Genomic DNA, 24,146 nt, shown 5'->3' with positions numbered 1-24,146 from the left:
GAAAACCGGGATACCGACCGGTACATATGCAGAACAATATGGCATCTGAGCCCGGCTCTCGCCACCCGAAAACCACCAGATGGTCCCGATTGCCCACCAGGAATCGCTGGTGTAAGGACTTCTTAACAACCGACAAATCGGACCCGCGCGGCTTGCCAGCAAAATTCAACCTTTTCGCGATCTCTGTGATCGTCGGCGCAGCTGCCCTCAGCGGCTGCCAATCGACCTCGCAGATGAAGGCCACGCCTGCGCTGACCGAAACCGCGACCGCTGCCGGCAGCGATGCCGGCTTTACCGTGCCGCTGCCCGATACGGTTTCGGTGCTGCCGCAATCCTCGGGCATAACACCCGTTCAGGCGGCCGAAGCGACGCCGGCCACGCCAGCGCTCGATGCCGCTGCGCAGCCGGTTGCCGCGACCGCGGCCTTTGCCGGCGCGACGCCCACGGCCCCGGCCGTGCCTGCGGTGATGGCCGCCAATGCCTGGCAGGCACCTGCGCCCGCCAACGCCGGACAGCCGGTCGCGGCGCAATATACGACCGCCAGCCTTGTCATGCCGGCGACCGCCAAGGGCGGCCAGAACGCCATGCCCGGCGTGCAGCAGGTAGCCTATGTCGTGCCGCAGAACCCGGCTTCCTTGGGCCAGTTCCCCGCCGCGCCGCTCGGTCTCCCGGAAGAAGAGCATGCGACCGGCATGCGCGGCGACGTCGACCGGCTGATCCAGAAATACGCTGCTCTCTACGAGGTGCCGGTCGATCTGGTGCGCCACGTCGTCAACCGCGAAAGCACCTACAATCCCAAGGCTTACAACAACGGCCATTGGGGGCTGATGCAGATCAAGCACGCGACGGCGCGCGGCATGGGCTATGACGGGCCGGCCAAGGGCTTGTTCGACGCCGAAACCAATCTGAAATACGCGGTCAAATATCTGCGTGGCGCCTGGCTGGTGGCGGGTGGCAACGCCAAGAAGGCCGATTGGCTCTACCAGACCGGCTATTATTTCGACGCCAAGCGCAAAGGCCTGCTCGAGGCCACCGGCCTCGGTGTCGACCGCAAGCGCCGCCGGCTGCAGCCCGACGCCTGAGCGCGATGCCTGAACCGCGCCCGCCGGCTCCAAACGACATCCGGCTGCGCAAAATCCTCGACGAGACGCTCGTTGCACCGCACTGGCCGGCCGGCTTTACCATGCGCTGCTTCGAACATGGTGACGCGCAGCCCTTGCATGCGCTTTTGAGCGAGGTGTTCGACGACGGCACCGACGGCCCGTTCGACGAATGGTGGCCGCGCATATCCAGCGATGCCGAATTCGACCCGGCGCTGTGTTTCCTGGTCATCGACGCCAAGGGACGGCTGGCGGCGGCAGCGCTGTGCTGGACCAGGGCCTTCGTCAAGGACCTCGCGGTCCATCCCGAAGCGCGCGGCAAAGGCATTGGCGAAGCGCTGATGTGGCAGGCTTTCAACGCCTTTCGCGATCGAGGCGCGGCCCATGTCGACCTCAAGACCAACACGGTCGAGAACGCCGCCGCGCTCAGGCTCTACGAGCGGCTGGGAATGGTGCCTGTCGCCTGGGAAGGGTAAGGGCTTTTTTCTTGCCGCAATTCCCTGGGGAAAACGCTACGCGCTTTTCCCGGGAAAACCGGTTCCCACTTTTCCTGGAATTGCTCGAGCGCTGTTGAAATCCTTCGGATTGTGAACTGCTTCACATAGGCCGCCGCAACCGGATGCTACCTCACCATCCATGCCTTTCGACCGATGGCGGATCGACGACTGGCAGATGTGGAGGGGCTGCACCGGCATGTGTTCAGCCACTCCTTGGCGGGTCCCAGGCGGGGGTTTGGGGCCCGCCAGTCGTTTTACGGCAGCCCTCAGATATCGGGCGCATTGCCGATCTTCTTTTTGAGGTCAAGCGCCCAGGCGCGGCCCTCGTCGCCGCCCCACAGCAGCCAGGCGATATGGCCGGCCGATGGATTGTCTTCATTGCCGTAATTCTTGCCGCGCTTGTCGACCTCGTGGCGGGCGAAGTAGCTGACCATGCGGCGGATAGTGGATGGCGCCAGCTTTTCGCGGTTCTTGAGTTCCGTCGCCCGCGCCACGCCGATCTCGGTGCCGCCCCGGCCGAATTCTCTTCGCAGCCTCAACCCCTTGGCGGCATTGTCGGCCACCACTTGCGGGCAGCGCAGATCGATCTCTTCATCCTCTTGCATGTGTCTCCCCAGCTCCGGAAATCTAACCTGCAGACGCAATACAGGGAAGTGCAACCGGCTCCCAATGCAGCGCCGTCCATTAGGATCAGCGCGCCATCGGCATCTGCGAGATCCTGTGGAACCTTATGGATTTCACGCCTGAGGGTCGGCCGAACTGGAACGAACAGCTGCAATATGGCGAGGCGTGCTGTCCTGAGGTTTGTCCGCCAGGGGCTCGGGACGGCTCTTCGGCAGATGGTCGCTGACGAATAGTTCTCCGGACGCAACCCTGCCGCCAATGCCGCGTTTGATTAGCCGAGGGAAATTTTCAAATCGGAGACCTCAGATGAAAACGCTTCTCACCATTGCCGCCGTCGCCTTGTTCGCCGGTGCCCCTGCCGCCTTTGCGGCCAACTCGACTGCGGTCGCGCCTGCCATGGCCGCCAGCAAGGTCGATACCCCAACCTTCGTCAAGACCGTGCCTAGCTCCAACGAATTCGAAATCCAGTCGAGCAAGCTCGCCGAGGAGAAATCCAAGGCGGCTGACGTCAGGAAATTCGCCAAGCAGATGGTCAAGGACCACACCAAAGCCGGCAAGGAGTTCAAGGCGGCGCTGAGCCAGGGCCAGACCACCGGTTCGACCAAAGCCGCGGGACCGGCCCTGCAGCCGAAGGAGCAGGCAATGCTCGACGAGTTGAAGAGCACAAGCGGCAAGGATTTTGACGCCAAGTACATCCAGATGCAGACGGACGCGCACAAGGAGGCCGTTGCCCTGTTCAGCACCTATGCCAACTCGGGCGACGACCCGGCGATGAAGGAATTCGCCAAGAAGACGCTGCCGACGCTGCAGATGCACGAGAAGCACGTGAAGGAACTCGCGGCCGCGCATCAGGGTTGAGGGTTGGTGACTGGCCAGCAATAGCATTCTACGGCGCCCCCTCTGTCCTGCCGGACATCTCCCCCACGAGTGGGGAGATCAGCAGCGTCGGCGCCGTGCTTTTCTACCGACGGTGAAAATTGGCGAAGGCTGAGGCGACAGCCAATCTCCCTGCTTGTGGGGGAAATGTCCGGCAGGACAGAGGGGGCGCCGTAGAGTGCGACGGCCGATGCCTGCCGTTGGCAAGGCAACGCGGCAAAGTGGCTCTGTGGCTGCGCCGGCAGTGACATACACTGCCGCCACCAATTCAATGGAGCTCCCATGCCCAAGCTCGACCTGTCCACCGTGCCTGTCCGCAAGGGCTCCGGCTACCCGCACCCTTCGACGCCCCTTGCGCCGAGCGCACACGCCACCGCCTCGGCGATGCCGGCGGCCTCACCGATTTCGGCGTCAACCTGATGACATTGCCATCAGGCGGCTGGTCGAGCCAGCGGCACTGGCACAGCCATGAGGACGAGCTCGTCTATGTGCTGGAAGGCGAACTGGTGCTGGTCGAGGATGGCGGCGAGACGCTGCTCAAGGCCGGCGACTGCGCGACCTTTGCCAAGAACAGTGGCAACGGCCACCACATGATCAACCGCTCGTCCACAACGGCGCGCTATCTCGAGGTCGGCTCGCGCAATCCGGATGATCTCATCACTTGCTCCGACATCGACATGATGAGCCCGAGTTCGGATGGCAGGTTTCTGCACAAGGACGGGACGCTGTATCCGGGGCAGGGGTGAGGGCTGGACCATGCTTCGGCGCTGGTGTTCGCTGGGTGGGGGGATAAGTTCCTCACGATTAAAGGTGGCGCCGGCCCCCTCATCCGACCGCTTCGCGGCCACCTTCTCCCCGCTGGGGAGAAGAGGGAAGCGCTGGCGCTGACCGGCTCCTCTCCCCTCGGGGAGAGGTCAGCCGAGCGAAGCGGAGGCTGGGTGAGGGGGCCTTGGCGCCAGCTTGGCAAACAAAGGGAGCATCACCGTGAAAAAAGAAGTCATCGAAGTGCCCGTCATGTCGGCCAAGGTGCGGGCGCTCGGGCTGCCCTGCTCGACGGCGGTGAGGGCCAATGGCTTCGTGTTCATCTCGGCGACGCCGCCGGTGGACATGGTGACCGGCGAGATGGTGCGCGGCGACATCGAAACCCAGACCGAGGCGTCGCTGAAGGCGCTGAAGCATTGCCTGGAAGCGGCCGGCACCTCGCTGGACAATGTGGTGATGGTGCGCATCTACGCCGTCAATTCCGGCTTCTACAACGCCATCAACCGGGTCTATGCCAGGTACTTTTCCACGAACCCGCCGGCGCGGAGTTTCGTGCCGGTGGCGTCGTGGCCGATGGAGTTCGATATCGAGATCGAGTGTGTGGCGGTGGCGTGAGCTTCCCTGTCGAGTTGAGACTGGTCCAAGACAGCGGTGAGACGCTGCTCGAGGCAAGCTACCGCCGCCTTCGCCGGAAACAGCGGCAACGGCCACCACATGATCAACCGCTCGTCGATGAGGACGCGCTATCTGGAGGTCGGTTCGCGCGACCCCGACGATGTCATCACTTGCTCCGACATCGACATGATAAGCCTAGTCGGCTGGTGGTTCCTGCACAAAGCATGGGATGCCGTATCCGGAGCAGGGGTGAGGGGCTATTCTGAAAGTCTTATTTTCGGATTCGTTGCCGTGGGTCGATAACAACACGTGGATGTAGTAGCGCGTTATATGCTCTAATCGACGGTGAGACTCATCCATACGCTCGCACCAAAGGCCAACTATGCAGCCCCAAATTCGCAAGAAATTATCGGAGGTCGCTGCCGAATACGAACTTGGCGAAAACGGCGATTTGCAAGATAGAGCGTATCGTATGATCGAGTACGCCGTTGGGCGCCACGATTGGTATGAAGATCAGCGTGGTAAGTTGTTTCAAGCCGCTCTAGGCATGCTATCATTTATTGCTGCTGCGGCTGCGATAGTTAATTCGGTTGGAGGATCTAGATATTTTGTTCTCTTTCTTGGCTTGGGCTTGATAGTACTCGGAATTACGGCGTGCCGCCTGATCGTGATGTACACTCACGTTTCTGAGAAAAATCATCCCCATAGAAAAGCCGCTGACATCAAAAGCTGGTACTACAGGTATACGGTTTCCGGCGATGTTATAGACGATCTCGACGATCTGTTCGGGCACGACGACAAGGAGGCGGCGGTTGAAGATGTTCGGAGAAATTTTAGAAATTTCTTGAAAGCTATTTCCGGATCTTTAGATCGTGAAGTCATGCTAAAAGAAGATCTCCAGCAGGTATTCATTTTGTACCTTCTGCAGAATTATCGGCAAACCAATCTGAAGAAGATGTATAGTGTCACAAAAAAGGGAACCGTCACGTCGATGTTTTTCTTCGGTTTGGCGTTGGCGGTTCTGATGTGTTCACCCGCAAAAGAAATAATTAATGACTTACGCAATAACGTCAAAATCGGAAACTGATGCCTGTTGCAGGGCGATCTCCGAAGTTTTTTTACAAGGCAAGCGGGTTAAAAGATCGCTAGAGATAAGCCCTCTAGTTATATTTATACCATATTCACCGGAAAATTTCACATATTTCGCTGAGCGACGCTATGAGTACGGCGAGTTGCTTGGTATTCGGGGACTAAAGGCGATCGAAAGAACGGCTCGTGTCTATACCTCGGAAAAGAATCGAGTTAGCAAACCTAGCTATCGCAGCCGGCTAGAAAATTTTCCCGACACAGCTTCTAGACCTGTCCCGCTAAATGCCATCAACCAAATCGATAAAATAGTAAGCGAAGTCTCAGCGTTTCCGCGTGCTAGTACCCACGTTTTTACTTTCTTTAGGCCTTCTGACTTATACAATAAAAGATGGCCTGGCTACGTCCCTTGTCCTACAAGCGGAGATTTTAAATATAGAGACGGAAAGTTGTCGCTGAACGTCATGTTTCGATCTTGCGATATATTAAACTTTCTTTACAATGACATATACTATCTTCGTCAGATACAATTTTCCATTCTTAGAAAAGCTAAAGAAGCAGATGGTTCAAAGCTGCCGCCGACGACACAACCAGGCCCGTTGAACCTGTTTCTCTCGCGAGCGTTCATTCAGACCTGGGAGATAACCCCAATCCAGAACTTGGTTGAGGTTATAGATAGTACGAAGGAATTTCTGGCACGTTGTTAGAACCACTAGCTGGCATTCGGCGATGCCCTACGCAAAATACTCCTGCAGTGGCCTCACCTCCAGGCTCCCCGCCTTCAGCGCCGCAATCGCCTCAGCCACAGCCGCCGCCCCCGACAGCGTCGTATAGTACGGCACCTTCTGCATCAGCGTTGCCCGCCGCAGTGACTTCGAGTCCGACACCGCCTTCTGGCCATCCGTGGTGTTGAACACGATCTGGACCTGGCGGTTGCGGATGGCGTCTTCGATGTGGGGGCGGCCCTCCAGCACCTTGTTGATCTTCTGGGCGTCGACGCCGTTTTCGGCGAGGAAGCGGGCGGTGCCGGATGTCGCCAGCACCTTGAAGCCCTGGCCGGCCAGACGCTTGACCGCCGGCAGGATGCCGGCCTTGTCCTCGTCGCGCACGGAGACGAACAGCGTGCCGGAGCGCGGCAGGTCGACGCCGGCCCCTAACTGGCTCTTGGCGAAGGCGAGCGCAAAGTCGCGGTCGAGGCCCATGACCTCGCCGGTCGAGCGCATTTCCGGGCCGAGCAATATGTCGACGCCGGGGAAGCGGGCGAAGGGGAAGACGGCTTCCTTGACCGCGATGTGGCCGGGGTTGCGCGGGTCGGGCATGGCGCCGTAATGGGCGAAGGCGTCTTCCAGCTTCTCGCCGGCCATGATGCGTGCGGCGATTTTCGCAATCGGACGCCCGATGGTCTTGGCGACGAAGGGCACGGTGCGCGATGCCCGCGGATTGACCTCCAGCACATAGACCGTGCCGTCCTTGATCGCATACTGCACGTTCATCAACCCGCCGACATTGAGCGCGCGGGCAAGCGCCGCCGTCTGTCGCTCCAGCTCGTCGACCAGATCGGAAGGCAGCGAATGCACCGGCAGCGAACAAGCGCTGTCGCCGGAGTGGATGCCGGCCTCCTCGATGTGCTCCAGAATGCCTGAGACGAAGGTCGACTTGCCGTCGCAGAGGCAGTCGACATCGACCTCGATGGCGCCGGAGAGATAGGTGTCGAACAGCAGCGGGTTCTTGCCCAGCAGCGTGTTGATCTGGCCGGTCTTGTCGTTGGGGTATTTCTGCTTGATGTCCTCCGGCACCAGGCCGGGCACGGTGTCGAGCAGGTAGCTCTGCAGCATGCCCTCGTCATGGATGATCTGCATGGCGCGGCCGCCGAGCACATAGGAGGGACGCACCACCAGCGGGAAACCGAGCTCGCCGGCGACGAGACGCGCCTGCTCGACCGAATAGGCGATGCCGTTCTTCGGCTGGCTGAGGTTCAGCTTGTGCAACAGCTTCTGGAAACGGTCGCGGTCTTCGGCGAGATCGATCATGTCGGGTGACGTGCCCAGGATCGGGATGCCGGCCTTCTCCAGCGCATCGGCCAGCTTCAGCGGCGTCTGGCCGCCGAACTGGACGATGACGCCGACCAGTTCGCCCGAGGCCTGTTCGGCGCGCAGGATCTCCAGCACGTCCTCCGCCGTCAGCGGCTCGAAATAGAGCCGGTCGGAGGTATCGTAGTCGGTCGACACCGTCTCCGGGTTGCAGTTGATCATGATCGCTTCATAGCCGGCGTCGCGCAGTGCGAAGGCGGCATGGCAGCAGCAATAGTCGAACTCGATGCCCTGGCCGATGCGATTGGGACCGCCGCCGAGGATGACGACTTTTTTTCGCGACGACACTTGCGCTTCATTGGCCAGCGCGCCGGCGAAGGGCACTTCATAGGTCGAGTACATGTAGGCGGTGGGCGAGGCGAACTCGGCGGCGCACGTGTCGATGCGCTTATAAACCGGATGAACGTCGAGCTTTTCACGAATCTTCGCAATCACTTCGGCGTCGTTCTTCGTCAGCGAGGCGAGGCGGGCATCGGAGAAGCCCATCGCCTTCAGCATGCGCAGATTGACGGCGTCTTGCGGAATGCCGTGCTCGCGGATGCGGGCTTCCATGGAAACGATGCCGGCGATCTGTTCGAGGAACCACGGGTCGATCTTGCACATGGCGTGCACGTCTTCGAGCGAGGTGCCCATGCGGATCGCCTGCGCCACCATGCGCAGCCGGTCGGGCGTCGGCGTGCCGAGCGCGGCGCGGATGGCGTTGCGGTCGTCGGCGTGGTTGGCAGCTACGGCACCGTGGCCGAGGCCGGGGATTTCGATCTCGTCGAGGCCGGTCAGGCCGGTTTCCAGTCCACGCAAAGCCTTCTGCAGGGACTCCTGGAAGGTGCGGCCGATGGCCATGACTTCGCCGACCGACTTCATGGCGGTGGTCAGCACCGGCTCTGCGCCGGGAAATTTCTCGAAGGCAAAGCGCGGGATTTTTGTGACGACGTAATCGATGCTTGGCTCGAAGGAGGCGGGTGTGGCGCCGCCGGTGATGTCGTTCTCCAGCTCGTCCAGCGTGTAGCCGACAGCGAGCTTGGCCGCGATCTTGGCGATGGGGAACCCGGTCGCCTTGGACGCCAGCGCCGACGAGCGCGAGACTCGCGGGTTCATCTCGATGACGACGAGGCGGCCATCGGCCGGGTTGACGGCGAACTGCACGTTGGAGCCGCCGGTCTCGACGCCGATCTCGCGCAGCACCGCGATCGAGGCGTTGCGCATCATCTGGTATTCCTTGTCGGTCAAGGTCAGCGCGGGGGCAACGGTAATCGAGTCACCGGTGTGTACGCCCATCGGGTCGATGTTCTCGATCGAGCAGACGATGATGCAATTGTCCGCCTTGTCGCGGACGACCTCCATCTCATACTCCTTCCAGCCGAGCACGCTTTCCTCGATCAGCACTTCGGTGGTCGGCGAGGCGTCGAGGCCGGACTGGACGATGTCGTAGAATTCGGCGCGGTTGTAGGCGATGCCGCCGCCGGTGCCGCCCATGGTGAAGGACGGGCGGATGATGGCGGGCAGGCCGACATGGTCGAGCGCCTGGGCGGCAATCGCCATGCCATGGCTGATGTAGCGCTGCTTGCGGTCGCCTTCGCCGAGGTTCCAGCGGGTTTCCAGCGCGTCGAGCGCGGCATCGAGGTCGGCAGGCGCCTCGGCCTTGACGGCGGCGCGCTCGGCCTCGTGCGTCTTGCGGTCGGCATTCTTGACATCGGTGGCATTGGCCAGCATCGACTTCGGCGTTTCCAGGCCGATCTTCTTCATCGCCTCGCGAAACAGCGCGCGATCCTCGGCCTTGTCGATGGCCGTGGCGTCGGCGCCGATCATCTCGACATTGTACCGCTCCAGCACGCCCATGCGGCGGAGCGACAGAGCGGTGTTGAGCGCGGTCTGGCCGCCCATGGTTGGCAGCAGCGCGTCGGGCCGCTCCTTGGCGATGATCTTGGCGACGACTTCAGGCGTGATCGGCTCGATATAGGTGGCGTCGGCCAGTTCCGGATCGGTCATGATAGTGGCCGGGTTGGAATTGACCAGGATGACGCGAAAGCCCTCCTCCTTCAGCGCCTTGCAGGCCTGTGTGCCGGAATAATCGAACTCGCAGGCCTGGCCGATGACGATGGGGCCGGCCCCGATGATCAGGATCGACTTGATGTCGGTGCGTCTTGGCATCGTTGTGAGTTCCGTTCGGCGAGCGGCTTGCACGAAAAACCGGGACGGGAAGACCCGGCCGGTTGTGCTTGCGATTCTGGTATCAGGCTAGGAGGGCCTTATAGGGAAGAGTTTTGGGAGATGTAACCCCGAAAATGAGGCTAGGCAGTAGGGATCAGGCAGTAGGGATCAGGCAGTGGGGATTAGGCAGGAGCAAGGTTAAGGCGCCTATTGCCCATTCCCTACTGCCTGACACCTAATCCCCCAGCGCGAGCTGATCCGTAATCTCAAACCGCTCGGATACCCCGACGCGGATCATGTTGAGGCTGCCTTCCCTTGTGAAGCGGAAGTCCTTGCCCAAATCCGAGTTGGCCGGCATGCCGGCAGAGAAGGAGATGACGCGGGTGCCGCCATCGGGCCAGGTCACGGTGATGTCTGCCTTGTCGGCGCCATTGTGGACGATGTTGACGGCGCAGCGGGTCATCGGTTGTCCGACATAGCGGGCGCAGGGGATCTCGGCGGTGGCGCCGAGGGCGGGCGGGGGTTCCAGCCGTGCAATGGTTTGCGTAGCGGTCGCAGCTTTGGCCTGGTCTGGCCGTGGCGTCGGGGATAGTACCCCCGGCGCGGACGCTGTATCCGGCGCTGCTCCCGCAGACGCGGCGGCGGCGAGTTCCGGCGTCCCTGTGGCCTCCGTTGCCGGAGCCTCTGTGGCAGGGATTTCATCCGTCGGCGGACTTTCATTCGCTGCGAAGGCAAGGCCGTAAGCATCCTGCATGGCGGTCCTGCCGATCTCGGCGGCGGACTTCGGCGCGCCTGGATTCGTGCCGCCAAGGCGCTCCGTCAGGTCGAGTGGAGCCGGCGCGGGTGCAGCCGGGGTGGGTAGAGCCTGAGTGGGTGCAGCCGGAGCGGCAGAGGCGGCAGGTGCAGTCGTCCGGGGCGCTGCGGCCACGTCGGCCGGCTGCGTCGACATGTCGGGCGCGAGCGTCGGGCCGCCGGCTTCAGCGCTGGCGGTCACCTGGGGCGGCGCGGCGTCAACTTCGACCACGGTCGGATTGTCGGGGATAAGATAGCGCGCGGGCGCCCAGCCTTTGACCAGTGGATTGTCAATCTCCTCGACCTTGCACCAGCGGTGGCCGTCCACTTCGTTGCAGCCGAAATTCCTGACGCTCGAGCCGATCGGCAGACGCGCCTGGGTTCTGCCGACCGGCGACGGCGTGGCGCGGATGTTGAGGAGATCGCCTGGGCCGAGCTCGGTCACTATGGAAACGATGTCGGCAGGCGCGTCCTCGGCATTGGCCGGCAAGCTCACCAACAACGGGCCCACCACCAACGGACCCGCCAACAACCGGGCTGCCCGCAGGAGCGGAGCGCCAGTCAGTCGATGCAAAATGGTTCGGATTGTGCGCCTCATCATTTGGCCGTGCGCCGATTACCCTTGCGGCAGCAGTCCTGCCGTATGCCAAGGCGGTTTTATAAGGGACGATACGCGGCCATGTAAGTCTGAAAATGCGTCCGATGTTTGGTGCCGCGAGGCGGAAGCAGGGCGCAGCCACGGTCAAGCGGAGCCTTGCCAAGAGGGTTTGGGCATGAAGCCGGTCCTCAGCGCATGCGCCCATTCCGGTCGGCCCGCCTGTGCGGCCTGTCTCGCCGCCGCTTCGTGGTCGTAGTCGACGGCGATGGTCTCGAAACGGTCTGGACCATCGCCATCCAAGGTGAGGATGCCGTAGCGCGCATGCGGGCTGCCTTGCTCCGAAACATGCGCCGGGGGCGTGTCATCTTCATAGGCGGGGGCGCCGACGCTGCCGGGATTGAAGAGCAAGGGGCCGCCGGGGATACGGACCAGTTCCGCGCGGTGGCTGTGGCCGCACAGCACGATGCGGCAGGCCGGGTCCAGCGCCTGCAACCGCCGCTGAATAGCGGCAAGCGGCGCGCGCACCAGTTGGCCATCGACGATCGCGTCGAGCAGGTATTTCTCGTCATGGTCGGGCCGCGCATGGAAAGCGACCACGCCGGGAACAATCTCCAGCGTGAAAGGCAGGGCGAACAGCGCCTCGCGCTGCGTCTCCGTCAGCCGCTCCTGGGCGTACCGGTCAGAAGCCCACATCGTATCGTCGGCCGGATCGACGGCGACGCGGCGGTCATGGTTGCCGCGCACAGTCGGCAGGTCGAGCGCTTCGAGCCGCTCGAACGTCTCGCGCGGCCAAAGCGGACCGGAGACGCAGTCGCCCAGGTTGACGGTTAGATCGGCGCCGCCGCGCCGCGCCAGATCGGCGAGCACGGCATCCAGCGCCAGCACATTGCCATGGATGTCGGCGAGAACGGCAATGCGCATGCGGCGGGCTCCTTGGTGCAGCCCCGTTGGAGGCTTGCGGCCCGTCTTCCTATCAAGGCGCTGCCTTCATTATCAAGCCTTTGAGATCGTTCGAGACAGCCGGGAGCTGGCTATCGCGGAAGCACTCCATCTGCTAGCGTCCACGCCGTTCCAGAGTTCATCTGGGGAGGGACCAGGCGATGACCCGCGACCAGATGGTTGCCCACCTCCGCGCCGCCAATGACGTCGCGCGCGAGACTGCCGCGCATGGGCACCATCCTTTCGGCTGCGTGCTCGTCGGCCCCGACGATCGCATCCTGATGCGGCAAGGAAACATCAACACCGTGCGCCACGCCGAAACCGAGCTCTCCCGGCGTGCCGCGGACGCCTATCCGCCGGAATTCCTCTGGTCCTGCACGCTGGTCACAACCGGCGAGCCCTGTGCGATGTGCACGGGAACGCTGTACTGGGCCAATATCGGCCGGCTGGTCTACGGCTTCGAGGAGACCAAGCTTCTCGCGCTGACTGGCAACCACGCCGAGAATCCGACGATGAACCTCTCGTCGCGCACAGTCCTCGGCTCCGGGCAGAAGCCGGTCGATGTCCACGGCCCTTTCCCCGAGATGGACGAGGAGCTCCTCGCCCCGCATATCGGTTTTTGGCAGCGCTAGGAGCGGCCTGACTTCGGCACCAGCTACGCCGGCATTTCGATGTCGTGGCCGCCGACGATGGGTAGAGCCGGGTCATCTCCGGCCGCCGCAATCACGCTGTCGAGCAGGCCGGGGAAGCGGGCGTCGAGGTCGGCGCGGCGCAGCGTGATCATCCGGTTGGTGCCGGCCACTTCGGCGCGGGTGACGCCGGCCTCGCGCAGTTTGGCCAGGTGATAGCTGAGATTGGTCTTGGAGCCGAGGTCGAGGAACCGGCTGCAGTTCAGCGGCACGCCTTCCTTGCTGGCGAGATAGCGCACGATGGCGAGCCGGGTCGGGTCGCCAAGCACGCCGAGCACAACCGGCAGGCTGATCTGGTCTGTATTGGGGTGCGGCAAAGTCATGGCCCGAAACTAAGCACAGTCGGTGGCGATTTCAACGCGTCGATCTTTCGCGGGCATGCACAGTCCGTTTCGCGATTGGCCCAATGGCTGTCCTGACACAGGGCTGTCAGCAGGCTTCAGCTATTTTCGTCTGGCTTCATTGACATCATGTCCTGTTATGTCCAATTGTTCAATAAGTTTTGAACTAAGGACACGCCCTATGGACAAGCGCCTCTTCTGGCTTGCGCTCGGATCGTTCACGATCTCGACCGAAGGCTTCGTCATCTCCAGCCTGCTGCCTGATATCGCCACCGACGCCCGCATTTCCATTCCGCTCGCCGGCACGCTGATCACCGCCTTCGCGCTGGCTTACGCCATCGGCACGCCGATCCTGGCAACGCTGACCGGCGAATGGGACCGGCGCCGCGTCATCTTGTGGACGCTGGCGTTCTTCGTCATCGGCAATGTGGTGGCGGCGCTGAGCTCGTCCTTCGAGCTGCTGCTCATTGCCCGCATCATCATGGCGCTGTCGTCAGGCCTGTTTGCCGCTACCGCTCAAGGCACGGCGGTGGCGCTGGTCGATGACCACCACCGGGCGCGGGCCATTGCCGTCGTCGTCGGCGGAACCACGGTGGCGGTTGCGCTCGGTGCACCGCTCGGCGCGCTGGTTGCCACGATAGCCGGCTGGCGCGGGACCTTCTTTGCCATTGCCGGGCTCGGCGCGCTGGTCGGCGCCATCCTGTGGTACCGGCTGCCGCGCGGCATTGTCGGTACCAAGCTGCCGCTCAGGCGGCGGCTGGCTGCGGCGCTGCGCCCCGGCGTCATGCCGATCCTGCTGACCACCGCTCTTGCCCTGATCGGCGCCTTCTCGGTGTTTTCCTATATCGCGCCGCTGGCCATCCAGAGCGGCGGCCTCAGCCCGATTGCGCTGCCCGGCATGCTGCTCGCCTTCGGTGTCGGCGCCGTCATCGGCAACATAGCCGGCGGCCAGGCGGCCGACCGTTTTGGTGCGACGCGCACCGTCGGCTGGTCTCTGGCGCTGAGCGCCGTCATGCTGGTGATGCTCTCGGTCATCCCGACCTTCCTGCCGCAGCATCTCGCCGGGCCGGCATTGATGGCCATGATGGTGCCGTGGGGCATGGTCGGCTGGGCATTTCCGCCGGCGCAGGCCAGCCGCATCATCAAGCTGGCGCCCGACGCCGCCCCGATCGTGCTGTCGCTCAACGCTTCGGCCCTCTATCTCGGCGTGGCGCTGGGTGCTGTGGTCGGCGGCGCCGTGCTGCGCTACGGCGTGCCGGCCGATCTCGGCCTGGTCGCCGCCATCTTCCCGCTGATCGGGCTTGGCGTGGTGCTGGCCGGCCGCTGGGCGGCCCGGCCGGTCGCCATGCCGGCCGAATAGATCTTTGCAAAGGACCGGCGGCCGCTCTTTCAGCTTGAAGGGGCGGCCGCCGGCACGTCGTACTCCAGCGCCGCGACTTCATCCAGCATAGCGCGCAGATCTGCCGCTCGCTGCTGGCCGACCAGCGCCTCGAAGCGCTGCTGGGCAATGGTCCACAATTTCGTCGTCTCCTCGAGCTTGGCCTGGCCTTGCGGCGTCAGCCGCACCCGCTTGACGCGGCGGTCGTCCTTGTCGGCGAAGGTGTCGACATAGCCGTCGCGGATCAGCGGCTTCAGCGTATGGCCGAGCGCCGACAGGTCCATGACCATCGCTTCGGCTATCGTGCCCATCGCCGGCTCGTTGCTGACATGGATCTGGTAGAGCAGGCCGTACTGTGTGCCCTTCAGACCCGAAGGCGAGATTACATCGTCATAAAAGCGGCCGAGCTTGCGCGCGGCGCGCCGCAGCGTGGCGTTGTTGCAAAGGCTGAATCCCGGCAGCGCGGTCTTGCTCATCACGACTCCTTGCCGGCAAAACCGCTGCCGGCCTGTCGCAGAAATAGTTTCTGCCGCCTCCGTTGACAAGATGGTGGTATATGCCTACTTCCCGGAAAGTGGTATATGCCACTAATTGGAGATCAGGGCGGGACAAGGGTTCATCGACCTGTCTCGCCGGGCAGAAAAAAGGAACAGGACAATGAGTGGACAGGACAACAAGGGTACCGCAGTCGTCACTGGTGCATCGGCCGGCATAGGTGCTGTCTATGCCGACCGGCTGGCCGGGCAAGGCTACGATCTGGTGCTGGTGGCGCGGCGCGCCGACCGGCTGCAGGAACTGGCTGAAAAGCTGCGTTATGCCTACAAGCGCAAGGTCAGCGTGATATCAGCCGACCTCGCCGACGACAATGATGTGCGCCGCGTCGAGCAGGCGATCGCAGCCGACGATAGCGTCACGCTGCTGGTCAACAATGCCGGCATTGGCGGCCAGGCCGTGGTGGCAACGGCCGACGCCGACGAGGCCGAGCGCATGATCAAGGTCAACGTCATCGCCTTGACCCGCCTGACCCGCGCCGTTCTGCCGGGGCTTCTTGCGCGCAACCGCGGCGCCATCGTCAACATCGCCTCTGTGCTCGCCTATGATACCTCGTTCGGCGGCATCTACAGCGGTACCAAGGCCTATGTCGTCAACTTCACCGAGGCCCTGCACCGCGAAGTCGCCGGCACCAATGTGAAGGTGCAGGCGGTGCTGCCGGGCGCGACCCGCACCGATTTCTGGGAGCTCGCCGGTGGCGATATCCACAATCTGCCGAAGGAGATCATCATGTCCGCCGACGATATGGTCGATGCCGCGCTTGTGGGCCTATCCAGGGGCGAAGCCGTCACCGTGCCGGCACTTGCCGACACAGCCAAGCTCGACACCTTCCTCGGCGCAAGGCAAGTCTTCTACGGCAGCCTGCACGCCGACAAGCCGGCGGCGCGTTACGCGGCTTGAGAGTAGCTGGTTCGCTTCGCGAACCAGGACCCCCACCCCGCTCACTTCGTTCGCGGCCCTCCCCACAAGGGGGAGGATAAAGTGCGCGCTCCCCTACCTCCCCTTTGTGGGGAGGTCGGACCGCAGGTCCGGGTGCGGTACTGGCGCCGACCTCTGCGTTTACGCTCCCCGCCACATCGGTATGATCGACGCAGCCAGCACCAGCGCCAGCACGATGTTGAGCGCGCGCCATTGCCATTCGGTCTTGAGCAGCCGTGCCAGCACCATGCCCGCCACGCACCAGATCGACAGCGAGATGGCTGCGGTGAAGCCGAAGGTCGAGCCGAGCAGCAGCGCGAGTTGTCCCGGACCGTCGGCAAGGGCTGCGAACGAGGCCGCCGCACCCAGTCCCATCGCCCAGCCCTTCGGGTTCATCCATTGAATGCCGGCGCCGCCGAAGAAGCTGTTGGGTTTTGCCATCGCCACATCGAGATCAGGCGGCCCGGCGCGGCCGATCTTGATTGCCAGCCAGATGAGATAGAGCGAGCCGATGATTTTCATCGCCAGTTGCAGCGACGGCATGGCCAGCAGCAGACCGGCGAGCCCGGCGGCGGCAGCAGCGGTCACGGTGGCGAGGCCGGCAGCGCTGCCGATCAATAGGGGAACGGAACGGCGAAAGCCGAACTGCGCACCTGAAGCAGTCGACAGGGTGGTGGCGATTCCCGGCGTGACGGTGGCCACGAAGGCAAACAGGATGAGCGGAAAGATGGGCTGCAACATGAGGCGTCCTCCATCGAAGGCCCTACGGTAGACTTCTGCATACTTCAGTAAATGCAATGTTTGCGATGGTTGGCATTAGTAGGTATAATGCCAACCATGATCCGTAACCTCGACACAGCGCTGATCCGCACCTTCGTCACTGTCGCCGACAAGGCCAGCATGACGGCGGCGGCGAACGCGCTGCATCTGACGCAAGGCGCCGTCAGCCAGCAGATCAAAAGGCTGGAGGAGGCGCTGGGCTGCAGCCTGTTCGAGCGCGACCGGCGTGGCTTGCGGCTGACGCGGCCCGGCGAGCGGCTGTTCGGCAAGGGCAAACGGTTGCTTGGCCTCAATGACGAGATCTGGGCCGAGATGGCGGGCACCGAGGTCGCCGGCCAGGTGCGGCTCGGTGTTCCCTATGACCTTGTCGGCACCTTGCTGGCGCCGGTGCTGAAAGCCTATGCCGAGACCTATCCGCAGGTTGAGATATCCCTACTCTGCGCCGCCTCGCCGGATCTTGCCGCGGCCCTTGCGGCCGGCACTATCGATCTTGCCGTCATCGAGGAACGGGTTGGCCCGTCGGCCGGCGAATGCCTGGCCATTGACCGGCTGGTCTGGGTGGGGGCCAAGGGCGGCGTCGCCCGTGCCAAGCGGCCGCTGCCGGTGTCGATCGTCGCCGACACCTGCGCCTTCCGACCGGTGGTGCTGTCGGCGCTGAACGAGCACGGGCTGGAATGGCGCACCGTGTTCGAGAACGGCAACATCGACGCGACGACCGCGACAGTGCGCTCCGACCTTGCCGTCACCGCCTGGCTGGCCTCCACCGTTCCCGCCGACCTCGACATCCTGCCTTTCGATGCCGGGCTGCCGCCGCTGCCGAATTTTTCCATCAATCTGCATTTGCCGAAGTATGGCGCGGCGCCGGCAGCGCAGGAGTTCGCGCGGTATATCCGGGATGGGTTGGCACGGCGGGCTGTGGCGGCTTGACAGAACTTGGATTTCCTCTCCCCCCTCCGGAGGGAGAGGAAAGGTGCCAAGCCTGTCCCTGTCACTTCCAGTTCTTACGCCGCTCGAGCTCGGCCTCTGACGGCTCTTGCGTGGCGAACGACCCGACTTTGACCTCACCCCCGCGTTCGTAGGTCGCCATGATGACGCCGGTGGTGGTAGCCTGCGACTTCACCAGCTTGAAAGCGGCCGGCATCGCACCACCATCGAACAGCCGCTTGCCCTTGCCCAGCAGCAGCGGGAAGATCATCAGCCGGATTTCGTCGATCAGACCGTTGGCCAGCAAGGTCTGGATCAGTTCGCTCGAACCCTGGATGAGCAGGTCAGGCCCATCTTCCTTCTTGAGGCGGCGCAACGCCGCGACGATATCTTCCCCAAGCCATTGCGTGTTCTCCCAGGTGAGCGAATCCGGCCGATGTGTCGCCACATATTTGATCGCGGGGTTGAAGACGTCTCCGATCGCATCTTTCTGGTGCGGCCAGTATGCGGCGAAGATGTCGTAGGTTCTGCGGCCGAGCAGCAGGGCGAAGGGTTTGGAGAACAATTCCTCCATGGCCACCCCCGCCACCTCGTCGAAGTAGTGGAACGTCCAGCCGCCGAACTCGAAGCCGCCAACCGGGTCTTCTTCCGGGCCGCCTGGCGCCTGCATGACGCCGTCGAGGCTGACGAAGGTGGAAGCGATGATCTTTCGCATTGGATTTTCCTTTTCCAGGATCCGCGCCGTCAGGGCCGGATTTCGATCTAAACTAAGGACGGACAGGCCGGCGGCCGCCCGACAGGCGTTGGCAAAAAAACGCTGCCGGCCGACAAGGGTACCTACCGCCGTCGCCCGCCGCCAAGCGCCTGCGACGAAAACCAGACGTCGCCGATGATGGCGGTGGCGGTCCGGTCCGGCGCCCTGTCTGACGTCAGCCAGATCGAACGGCTGCGCGCCGCCTTCTGGAGGTCGGGGATTTTGGCCGCCGAACCGGCCGCCGAGGCGCCGACGCAGGGGATGAACCACGAGCGCATGAAGGGGTCGCAGGCAAAGCCCTTGTCGTTGCGGGTTACCATCACGGCCAGGCCGACGCCCTGGGACGGACGCCAGGGAAAGATCATGCGGCCGCCCGCTTTCAGCGCCCGAAGCCAAGGAGCCGGCGGTGCGACGACACCGGCATTGACATAGATGATGTCGGACGGCGGCAGATCGCCGGTGACGGCATCGCCGTGGACGACGCTTACATTGCCGTAGGTTTCGAGATTCTTTGTTGCTCTGGCAGCAAGATCTGCCTCTATTTCGAAGGCGGTCACCGGGCCGGGCGCAACCAGCCGCGCCAGCAAGGCGGTGTAGTAGCCTGTGCCGGCGCCGATATGGGTGACGGCCTCGTCCGGTCTGGGGGCGATCCTGCCGATCCACATCGCGTGCAAGGAGGGTTCGCCATTGTTGATGCCCTTGTCGGCATCGAGCGCCACCAGCACGTCCTGATAGATGTGAACAGGATCGGCGCTCGGCGTCATGATCTTGCCGTTGCCGGTGGTGAGCGCCCTGCCGGCGACTACCGCCCAGGGTCCGGGACCGAGAAAGGCCTCGCGCGGAACGGTGGCGAACGCCTCTTCGAGGCGCGGATCGGCCGAGCCGGCATTGGCCGCCATCAGCTGCGCGTAAAATTTCCTGGCGTCTTCGACACTTGTCATGATGGCCGGTAAGATAGCGCAAGCCGCCGGTTTGTCGCCGTCTTGAGCAATTCCAGGAAAAGTGTGAGGCGGCTTTCCGCCCGGAATTGCGTCAAACAAGAGATAGAGCAGTTCAAGAAGAAACTCAGCCGACGCCGAAGACGGTGTCGTAGAGCAGCTTGAAGTTGAGCACCAGGATGACCGCCGCGACGACCCAGGCGAGGACCGCCACGCCGCGGGGAATGGCAAGGTTGCCCATCTTCTTCTTGTCGGAGACGAACTGCACCAGCGGGATGACTGCGAAGGGCAGCTGCATCGACAGTACCACCTGGCTGAAGACCAGCAACTGGCCGGTGCCCTTTTCGCCATAGAGCGCGGTGACGACCACCACCGGGACGATGGCGATGCCGCGCGTCAGCAGCCGGCGCGCCCATTGCGGAATGCGCAGGCGCAAAAAGCCTTCCATGACGATCTGGCCGGCAAGCGTTGCCGTAACCGTCGAGTTGAGGCCGGAGGCCAGCAGCGCCACCGCAAACAGGATCGAGGCGATGCCGAGGCCAAGCAGCGGTGACAAGAGCTCGAAGGCCTGGCCGATCTCGGCGACATCCTGATGGCCGGTGCCATGGAAGGCCACCGCCGAGACGATCAGGATCGAGGCGTTGACGAACAGCGCCAGGACGAGCGCGATGGTCGAGTCCGTCGTCGCCCATTTAATGGCGTCGCGCTTGCCTTTTTCGGTCCGTTCATAGGCGCGTGTCTGTACGATCGAGGAGTGCAGGTAGAGATTGTGCGGCATCACCGTGGCGCCGATGATGCCGATGGCGATGTAGAGCATCGCCGGATTGGTGACGATCTCCGTCGACGGCACGAACATCGAATGCAGGATCGAGCCGACCGGAGGGGCAGCGGCAGAGATCTGGATGGCGAAACAGCCGAAGATGATGATCAGAAGCGCGATGACGAAGGCTTCGAGATAGCGGAAACCCTTGTTCATCAAGAGCAGCACGATGAAGGCGTCGAGCGCCGTCAGCAACGCGCCGCCGATCAGCGGAATGCCGAACAGAAGCTGCAGCGCGATCGCCGTGCCGATCACCTCGGCGAGGTCGCAGGCGATGATGGCGAGTTCGCAGGCGATCCACAGCACGAAACTGACGGGACGCGGATAATAGGCGCGGCAGGCCTGGGCGAGGTCGCGGCCGGTGGCGATGCCAAGCCGGGCGGCAAGCGCCTGCAGCAGGATCGCCATCAGGTTGGACAGCATGATGATGAACAATAGCGTGTAGCCGAACTGGGCGCCGCCGGCGAGGTCGGTGGCCCAGTTGCCCGGATCCATATAGCCGACCGAGACCATGTAGCCCGGTCCCATGAAGGCGAACAGGCGACGGAACCAGACGCCGGACTGCGGCACCGCGATCGTGGAGTTCACCTCGCGCAGGCTGGGAGGATTGTCCTCCGGCCTGTCAAATCGCCAGGATGATCCCAAGGTAGCGTCAGCTTCGGACATGGAGGGCTTTCCACTGGGTGGATCGGTTGACGTCATCCTATCTATGCCAGGGCTCAACATTATGCAATAGGCTATATTTCATTGTATGTGCTTCCTGTTGCGCCGACCGGCAGGCCGGCAGGGGATCGCAAACGCCGGTTGCGCCTGCCATGGAATGGAAATAAACGGCTGGAACAGTTAAGCCCGTGCTATGAATGGCAAAGGGCGATTGCTTTGCCCAAAGCCGATTCTTGTCAAAAGATAGGAAGGAGCGCGTGTTGGCGCTGAAGCACAGACCGGTTGGACGCGAGGAGCCGCTGCCTGACGCCGAGATTCATTCGAAAGGGTTCCGGCAGCAGCGCGAAGCGCGCCGCGGCGCGCTGGTCGAGGATTATGTCGAGCTGATCGCCGACCTGATCGAGGACGGCAATGAGGCGCGTCAGGTCGATATTGCTGCGCGGCTGGGTGTCGCCCAGCCGACGGTGGCCAAGATGCTGACCAGGCTGTGCGCCGACGGGCTCGTTTCCAGAAAACCCTATCGCGGTGTGTTCCTGACCGACGCCGGGCGCAAGGTGGCGGAAGAGAGCCGCATCCGCCACCAGACGGTAGAAGCGTTTTTGCGTTCGCTCGGTGTCAGCGCCGAGACGGCGCGCATCGATGCCGAGGGCATCGAGCATCATGTCAGCGCCGAGACGCTGGAAGCCTTTCGCAAGGCGATGATCGCGCCGCGCTGAGGGGTGCCGGGGCCGCACCACTGGAACCTCCGCACGTCAGGCTCGTTGCTCCTGACGTTGCGCGTGGTTGTCGCGCGCCAAGGAGGAAAACATGGGCGTCGAACAGGCACCGACCGCGAAGGGCAAGCAGGCGGCCGAGGGTTTGAGGCAGGCAGCGGCAAAGGACGAACGCAAGACCGAGGTCGAAACCGGCCATGCGCTGAAAAAGGGCGCCGCGCGTTTCGAGGAACGCTCCAAAAGCTCGGACGGCAAAAGCGCCGGCACCAAGCAGAAGATCTGAGTTCTGTTCGCAAGCGGCAACCTGCCGCTCATTCCTCGGTGTCCTGCACCCAACTGCGCGGATGGCCGTCGACGCGGAACTGGAATATGAAATAGGGCGGAATGCAGGAGCCCTTGCCAGGCTTGGCTGCGGCCAGATCGTCGTAGCCGGCGGTGCAGATATAGTCCTCGCGGCAGGGATGCGCCTTGTCGCAGGCGCGCAGGCCGGCGGTCTTGGTGAATTCCTTGGTGCAGAATTTGTGGTCCTTGCCCGACGCGATGCAGTCGTTGAAACCGGTCTTGGCGAGGCGGCCGCAAGTCGCCTCGTCGGGAAGCTTGTCGCAGCTTGCCTTGCGCAGCATGCCCCCGGGAAAGCCACCGGTCTTCTGCTCGGGGTTGTCATAGCGTTGGCGCGCCGCGCCATAGCCGGCGAGCTTGATTACCGGTTTCTTGTCGCGCGCCGGATCGATGGCGCAGGCTTTTGCGGTGGCCGGCGACAGGCGGCAATATTTGTCGCTGCCCCAGCTCGACATCTTGATCTCGCCGAACTCGACGGGGTCGCCGACTGCGGTGGCCGCCTCGCTGACGCAGGTGCCGAAGCCCGGATGGATGTCGCTTTCATGGACGCCGGCGCAGCGCAGGCTTTCGCCGCAGCTCCAGTCCTTGAAGCTGGCATCCTTGCCGCTGTAGCAGATCGAGCCCCAGCCATTGTAGAGATCGGTGCCTTTCAGCGCTTCGGCGAGTTTGGCGTCCGGACGGGCGGCGAAGCCGCGTGAGAAATCCGGATGGCCGCCGGCGGCGAAGTCCTCGACGATGGCGCGGCGGCGCGGCAGGTCGGCGAAGAACACCGCCGAGCCGGGGACGAAGACGGCGTTGCGGCGCGGCTCGCTGGCCGGATCGGCGCCGGTGTAATGGAAGCCGGCAATGCCGTGCGTCTGGTGGCAGCCGGTGCAGGTCATTTCGTTGAGACGCAGATTGAAGCCGGCCACCGATTTCACGCTGCGCAGCGTGTTGCCCCTGGCGACATAGTCCTGCAGTGCCTTGTCGATGTCGGCATCGTCGAGCAGCCCATAGGCGATATTGTTTTGCGACCTGGCCATGCCGCCGGGTGCGACCGAGACGGCGCTGGTCGCCAGGAACTTGTCGTCGATGACCAGCCGGCCGCGATCGAGGTCGTAGAGGTTGCGGTCGGTGAGCAGCCATTTGGCGAAGGCCGGCCGGTCGGCCAGAACCACTTTCCGGTCGATCTGGTTCTCCATCTTCGATTCCTGGAAGGTGGACGTCGTTGGGTCCCATTTGAAAATCTTGAGGAGATATTCGGCGTGGCCACCGAAGTCGCGGCGGCTCGAGGCCGACAGCCGGAGAACCTGCATGTTCAGCTCAAGCCGCATGATCTGCGACGAATTCAGCATGGCGTTGGAGAGCGGCCCTTCGTCGGAGCGCAGCCAGGCTGCCAGTTGCTCGGGCGCAAGGTTCTTCTGGCCGGCGGCGAGCCAGCGCTTGGCGATTTCGGCACAGGAAACGGCGGTGGCGCTTGGACGGTCTCTCGAAGCGCGGGGGCGAGCCTCGCCGGGCCTGGCGTTGAAGACCAGACCCATGGTCAGCGGCAGCCGCGACGAGATGCGTTGCGCTGTCTTTCCCTTCGTGGGCTTCTCCGCCACCGAATAGTGGAAGCGGTAGATCAGCCTGATCTCGCCGCATTCGGTGTGGCCGAGATAGCCGCGGTCCATGCGGTTGACGACGCCGGTCAGGTCGAGCGTCGAGCCGTCATCGTCGATGTATTTCGGGTTGAATTTCTGGCTGGTGTCCTTCGACTTGGCCATGGCCGCGACGTAAGGATCGGGGCTATTGGCAGGCTCGTCGGCGATCTCCTGCTTGACGGCGTTGCGGACAGGGGTCAGCGCGCGCACCGAAAACAGGCCCCGATTGTCGACCTCGCGCGTGAGACCCAGCGCCGGGCCGAGCAGGCGGCTGATCGAGAGGCCGCCACGCTCAAGCGCCTGCAATGTCTCGGGATCGGTTACGGCGACGCTGGAATCGAGCGTCACGGCGCGCGCCGGCCACGGGCCGAGGCATAGCGCCACCGCCAGCAGCAGAAATCGACCGATTGTCCGCAAGTCCCCGACACCCCCGTTCGAACCGGATGCTACAGCGCGCATGCCGCCTCGACCAGAGTGCGAACACGATGCCGCTGCCACGAAAAATACTGTGACTTGGCGCAACCATTGCGATAATTGTCTGTTGGGTCGGACTGGGCCACGACATCGGCCACGCCAGCCGAAGTTTGC

23 protein-coding genes and 1 pseudogene are annotated in these 24,146 nt (G+C 63.2%); 13 read left to right on the top strand and 11 right to left on the bottom strand.

The window, feature by feature from the left end; genetic code table 11:
• Positions 1–152: 152 nt before the first annotated feature.
• Both ACYG97_RS15525 and ACYG97_RS15520 read left to right on the top strand, forming a co-directional pair.
• On the top strand, positions 153–1,082 hold the full coding sequence (locus tag ACYG97_RS15525; protein ID WP_023733310.1) for a lytic transglycosylase domain-containing protein: 930 nt from the start codon (positions 153–155) through the stop codon (positions 1,080–1,082).
• 5 nt (positions 1,083–1,087) lie between these two features.
• Complete coding sequence (locus tag ACYG97_RS15520) at positions 1,088–1,576, top strand: GNAT family N-acetyltransferase (protein ID WP_023733309.1); 489 nt, start codon at positions 1,088–1,090, stop codon at positions 1,574–1,576.
• Between the two features lie 287 nt (positions 1,577–1,863).
• On the opposite strand, the gene ACYG97_RS15515 is transcribed toward ACYG97_RS15520, so the two are convergent.
• Positions 1,864–2,202: a hypothetical protein gene (locus tag ACYG97_RS15515; protein WP_023733308.1), complete on the bottom strand. Its 339-nt coding sequence runs from the start codon at positions 2,200–2,202 to the stop codon at positions 1,864–1,866.
• A 325-nt stretch (positions 2,203–2,527) separates the two neighbouring features.
• Between ACYG97_RS15515 and ACYG97_RS15510 the strand changes: the two genes are divergently transcribed.
• The 5 genes and pseudogenes from ACYG97_RS15510 to ACYG97_RS15490 all read left to right on the top strand — a co-directional run bounded on the left by ACYG97_RS15510 (position 2,528) and on the right by ACYG97_RS15490 (position 6,267).
• Complete coding sequence (locus ACYG97_RS15510; protein WP_023733307.1) at positions 2,528–3,079, top strand: DUF4142 domain-containing protein; 552 nt, start codon at positions 2,528–2,530, stop codon at positions 3,077–3,079.
• A 300-nt stretch (positions 3,080–3,379) separates the two neighbouring features.
• Positions 3,380–3,843, top strand: a pseudogene (locus ACYG97_RS15505) (cupin domain-containing protein).
• 238 nt (positions 3,844–4,081) lie between these two features.
• Complete coding sequence (locus ACYG97_RS15500; RefSeq protein WP_023683775.1) at positions 4,082–4,474, top strand: Rid family hydrolase; 393 nt, start codon at positions 4,082–4,084, stop codon at positions 4,472–4,474.
• Positions 4,475–4,856: 382 nt separating this feature from the next.
• A complete protein-coding gene (locus ACYG97_RS15495; RefSeq protein WP_023733306.1) occupies positions 4,857–5,561 on the top strand; it encodes a hypothetical protein in 705 nt (234 codons plus the stop codon).
• The gene (locus tag ACYG97_RS15490; RefSeq protein WP_156937172.1) at positions 5,527–6,267 is read left to right on the top strand and encodes a thymidylate synthase; all 741 of its coding nucleotides are present in this window, start codon (positions 5,527–5,529) and stop codon (positions 6,265–6,267) included. The genes ACYG97_RS15495 and ACYG97_RS15490 overlap by 35 nt, the downstream gene beginning before the upstream one ends.
• A 27-nt stretch (positions 6,268–6,294) precedes the next feature.
• On the opposite strand, the gene carB is transcribed toward ACYG97_RS15490, so the two are convergent.
• The 3 genes from carB to ACYG97_RS15475 all read right to left on the bottom strand — a co-directional run bounded on the left by carB (position 6,295) and on the right by ACYG97_RS15475 (position 12,109).
• Entirely contained in the window at positions 6,295–9,798 is a 3,504-nt protein-coding gene (gene carB, locus ACYG97_RS15485; protein WP_023733305.1) for a carbamoyl-phosphate synthase large subunit, read from the bottom strand.
• 235 nt (positions 9,799–10,033) lie between these two features.
• Positions 10,034–11,086, bottom strand: coding sequence for an SH3 domain-containing protein (locus tag ACYG97_RS15480; RefSeq protein WP_245260778.1), 1,053 nt, complete (start codon positions 11,084–11,086; stop codon positions 10,034–10,036).
• Positions 11,087–11,332: 246 nt separating this feature from the next.
• A complete protein-coding gene (locus tag ACYG97_RS15475) occupies positions 11,333–12,109 on the bottom strand; it encodes a metallophosphoesterase family protein (RefSeq protein ID WP_023705854.1) in 777 nt (258 codons plus the stop codon).
• A gap of 179 nt (positions 12,110–12,288) precedes the next feature.
• On the opposite strand from ACYG97_RS15475, the gene ACYG97_RS15470 reads away from it, so the two are divergent.
• Complete coding sequence (locus ACYG97_RS15470; RefSeq protein WP_023733303.1) at positions 12,289–12,759, top strand: nucleoside deaminase; 471 nt, start codon at positions 12,289–12,291, stop codon at positions 12,757–12,759.
• Positions 12,760–12,782: 23 nt separating this feature from the next.
• Here ACYG97_RS15470 and ACYG97_RS15465 read toward each other — a convergent pair whose 3' ends face one another.
• Positions 12,783–13,139: an ArsR/SmtB family transcription factor gene (locus ACYG97_RS15465; protein ID WP_023683780.1), complete on the bottom strand. Its 357-nt coding sequence runs from the start codon at positions 13,137–13,139 to the stop codon at positions 12,783–12,785.
• A 199-nt stretch (positions 13,140–13,338) separates the two neighbouring features.
• Here ACYG97_RS15465 and ACYG97_RS15460 point away from each other — a divergent pair, with 199 nt between their 5' ends.
• A complete protein-coding gene (locus tag ACYG97_RS15460) occupies positions 13,339–14,517 on the top strand; it encodes an MFS transporter (protein WP_023683782.1) in 1,179 nt (392 codons plus the stop codon).
• A gap of 29 nt (positions 14,518–14,546) precedes the next feature.
• Here the strand turns inward: ACYG97_RS15460 and ACYG97_RS15455 are convergent, their stop codons facing one another.
• On the bottom strand, positions 14,547–15,011 hold the full coding sequence (locus ACYG97_RS15455; RefSeq protein WP_023689742.1) for a MarR family winged helix-turn-helix transcriptional regulator: 465 nt from the start codon (positions 15,009–15,011) through the stop codon (positions 14,547–14,549).
• A 181-nt stretch (positions 15,012–15,192) separates the two neighbouring features.
• Here ACYG97_RS15455 and ACYG97_RS15450 point away from each other — a divergent pair, with 181 nt between their 5' ends.
• Positions 15,193–15,987 carry an SDR family NAD(P)-dependent oxidoreductase gene (locus ACYG97_RS15450; RefSeq protein WP_023683784.1) on the top strand — a complete coding sequence of 265 codons (795 nt, stop codon included), beginning with the start codon at positions 15,193–15,195 and terminating at the stop codon, positions 15,985–15,987.
• A gap of 159 nt (positions 15,988–16,146) precedes the next feature.
• Here the strand turns inward: ACYG97_RS15450 and ACYG97_RS15445 are convergent, their stop codons facing one another.
• On the bottom strand, positions 16,147–16,746 hold the full coding sequence (locus ACYG97_RS15445; protein WP_023683785.1) for a LysE family translocator: 600 nt from the start codon (positions 16,744–16,746) through the stop codon (positions 16,147–16,149).
• A gap of 96 nt (positions 16,747–16,842) precedes the next feature.
• On the opposite strand from ACYG97_RS15445, the gene ACYG97_RS15440 reads away from it, so the two are divergent.
• Positions 16,843–17,712, top strand: a complete 870-nt coding sequence (locus ACYG97_RS15440; RefSeq protein WP_023733302.1) for a LysR family transcriptional regulator — start codon at positions 16,843–16,845, stop codon at positions 17,710–17,712.
• 61 nt (positions 17,713–17,773) lie between these two features.
• Here the strand turns inward: ACYG97_RS15440 and ACYG97_RS15435 are convergent, their stop codons facing one another.
• The 3 genes from ACYG97_RS15435 to ACYG97_RS15425 all read right to left on the bottom strand — a co-directional run bounded on the left by ACYG97_RS15435 (position 17,774) and on the right by ACYG97_RS15425 (position 20,887).
• The gene (locus ACYG97_RS15435) at positions 17,774–18,424 is read right to left on the bottom strand and encodes a dihydrofolate reductase family protein (protein WP_023733301.1); all 651 of its coding nucleotides are present in this window, start codon (positions 18,422–18,424) and stop codon (positions 17,774–17,776) included.
• Positions 18,425–18,546: 122 nt separating this feature from the next.
• On the bottom strand, positions 18,547–19,404 hold the full coding sequence (locus ACYG97_RS15430) for a protein-L-isoaspartate O-methyltransferase family protein (RefSeq protein WP_023733300.1): 858 nt from the start codon (positions 19,402–19,404) through the stop codon (positions 18,547–18,549).
• Positions 19,405–19,528: 124 nt separating this feature from the next.
• Positions 19,529–20,887 (bottom strand): Nramp family divalent metal transporter, encoded by a 1,359-nt coding sequence (locus ACYG97_RS15425; protein WP_023733299.1) that lies wholly within the window; start codon positions 20,885–20,887, stop codon positions 19,529–19,531.
• Between the two features lie 257 nt (positions 20,888–21,144).
• Between ACYG97_RS15425 and mntR the strand changes: the two genes are divergently transcribed.
• Positions 21,145–21,600, top strand: coding sequence for a manganese-binding transcriptional regulator MntR (mntR, locus tag ACYG97_RS15420; protein ID WP_023672433.1), 456 nt, complete (start codon positions 21,145–21,147; stop codon positions 21,598–21,600).
• 91 nt (positions 21,601–21,691) lie between these two features.
• The gene (locus tag ACYG97_RS15415; RefSeq protein ID WP_023672434.1) at positions 21,692–21,880 is read left to right on the top strand and encodes a hypothetical protein; all 189 of its coding nucleotides are present in this window, start codon (positions 21,692–21,694) and stop codon (positions 21,878–21,880) included.
• A 28-nt stretch (positions 21,881–21,908) separates the two neighbouring features.
• Here ACYG97_RS15415 and ACYG97_RS15410 read toward each other — a convergent pair whose 3' ends face one another.
• The gene (locus ACYG97_RS15410; RefSeq protein ID WP_031262086.1) at positions 21,909–23,975 is read right to left on the bottom strand and encodes a hypothetical protein; all 2,067 of its coding nucleotides are present in this window, start codon (positions 23,973–23,975) and stop codon (positions 21,909–21,911) included.
• Positions 23,976–24,146: the final 171 nt, after the last annotated feature.

This window comes from Mesorhizobium sp. W067, assembly GCF_054719525.1.
The sequence above is the reverse complement of the archived record's forward strand: the minus strand, read 5'-3'. Positions and strand labels throughout refer to the sequence as shown.

Bases quoted from the DNA above. Each gene is read 5' to 3' on its own strand.
- ACYG97_RS15520 (WP_023733309.1), top strand. From the start codon at position 1,088: ATGCCTGAACCGCGCCCGCCGGCTCCAAACGACATCCGGCTGCGCAAA.
- ACYG97_RS15515 (WP_023733308.1), bottom strand. From the start codon at position 2,202: ATGCAAGAGGATGAAGAGATCGATCTGCGCTGCCCGCAAGTGGTGGCC.
- ACYG97_RS15510 (WP_023733307.1), top strand. From the start codon at position 2,528: ATGAAAACGCTTCTCACCATTGCCGCCGTCGCCTTGTTCGCCGGTGCC.
- ACYG97_RS15495 (WP_023733306.1), top strand. From the start codon at position 4,857: ATGCAGCCCCAAATTCGCAAGAAATTATCGGAGGTCGCTGCCGAATAC.
- ACYG97_RS15490 (WP_156937172.1), top strand. From the start codon at position 5,527: ATGACTTACGCAATAACGTCAAAATCGGAAACTGATGCCTGTTGCAGG.
- carB (WP_023733305.1), bottom strand. From the start codon at position 9,798: ATGCCAAGACGCACCGACATCAAGTCGATCCTGATCATCGGGGCCGGC.
- ACYG97_RS15475 (WP_023705854.1), bottom strand. From the start codon at position 12,109: ATGCGCATTGCCGTTCTCGCCGACATCCATGGCAATGTGCTGGCGCTG.
- ACYG97_RS15470 (WP_023733303.1), top strand. From the start codon at position 12,289: ATGACCCGCGACCAGATGGTTGCCCACCTCCGCGCCGCCAATGACGTC.
- ACYG97_RS15465 (WP_023683780.1), bottom strand. From the start codon at position 13,139: ATGACTTTGCCGCACCCCAATACAGACCAGATCAGCCTGCCGGTTGTG.
- ACYG97_RS15460 (WP_023683782.1), top strand. From the start codon at position 13,339: ATGGACAAGCGCCTCTTCTGGCTTGCGCTCGGATCGTTCACGATCTCG.
- ACYG97_RS15455 (WP_023689742.1), bottom strand. From the start codon at position 15,011: ATGAGCAAGACCGCGCTGCCGGGATTCAGCCTTTGCAACAACGCCACG.
- ACYG97_RS15450 (WP_023683784.1), top strand. From the start codon at position 15,193: ATGAGTGGACAGGACAACAAGGGTACCGCAGTCGTCACTGGTGCATCG.
- ACYG97_RS15445 (WP_023683785.1), bottom strand. From the start codon at position 16,746: ATGTTGCAGCCCATCTTTCCGCTCATCCTGTTTGCCTTCGTGGCCACC.
- ACYG97_RS15440 (WP_023733302.1), top strand. From the start codon at position 16,843: ATGATCCGTAACCTCGACACAGCGCTGATCCGCACCTTCGTCACTGTC.
- ACYG97_RS15435 (WP_023733301.1), bottom strand. From the start codon at position 18,424: ATGCGAAAGATCATCGCTTCCACCTTCGTCAGCCTCGACGGCGTCATG.
- ACYG97_RS15430 (WP_023733300.1), bottom strand. From the start codon at position 19,404: ATGACAAGTGTCGAAGACGCCAGGAAATTTTACGCGCAGCTGATGGCG.
- ACYG97_RS15425 (WP_023733299.1), bottom strand. From the start codon at position 20,887: ATGTCCGAAGCTGACGCTACCTTGGGATCATCCTGGCGATTTGACAGG.
- ACYG97_RS15415 (WP_023672434.1), top strand. From the start codon at position 21,692: ATGGGCGTCGAACAGGCACCGACCGCGAAGGGCAAGCAGGCGGCCGAG.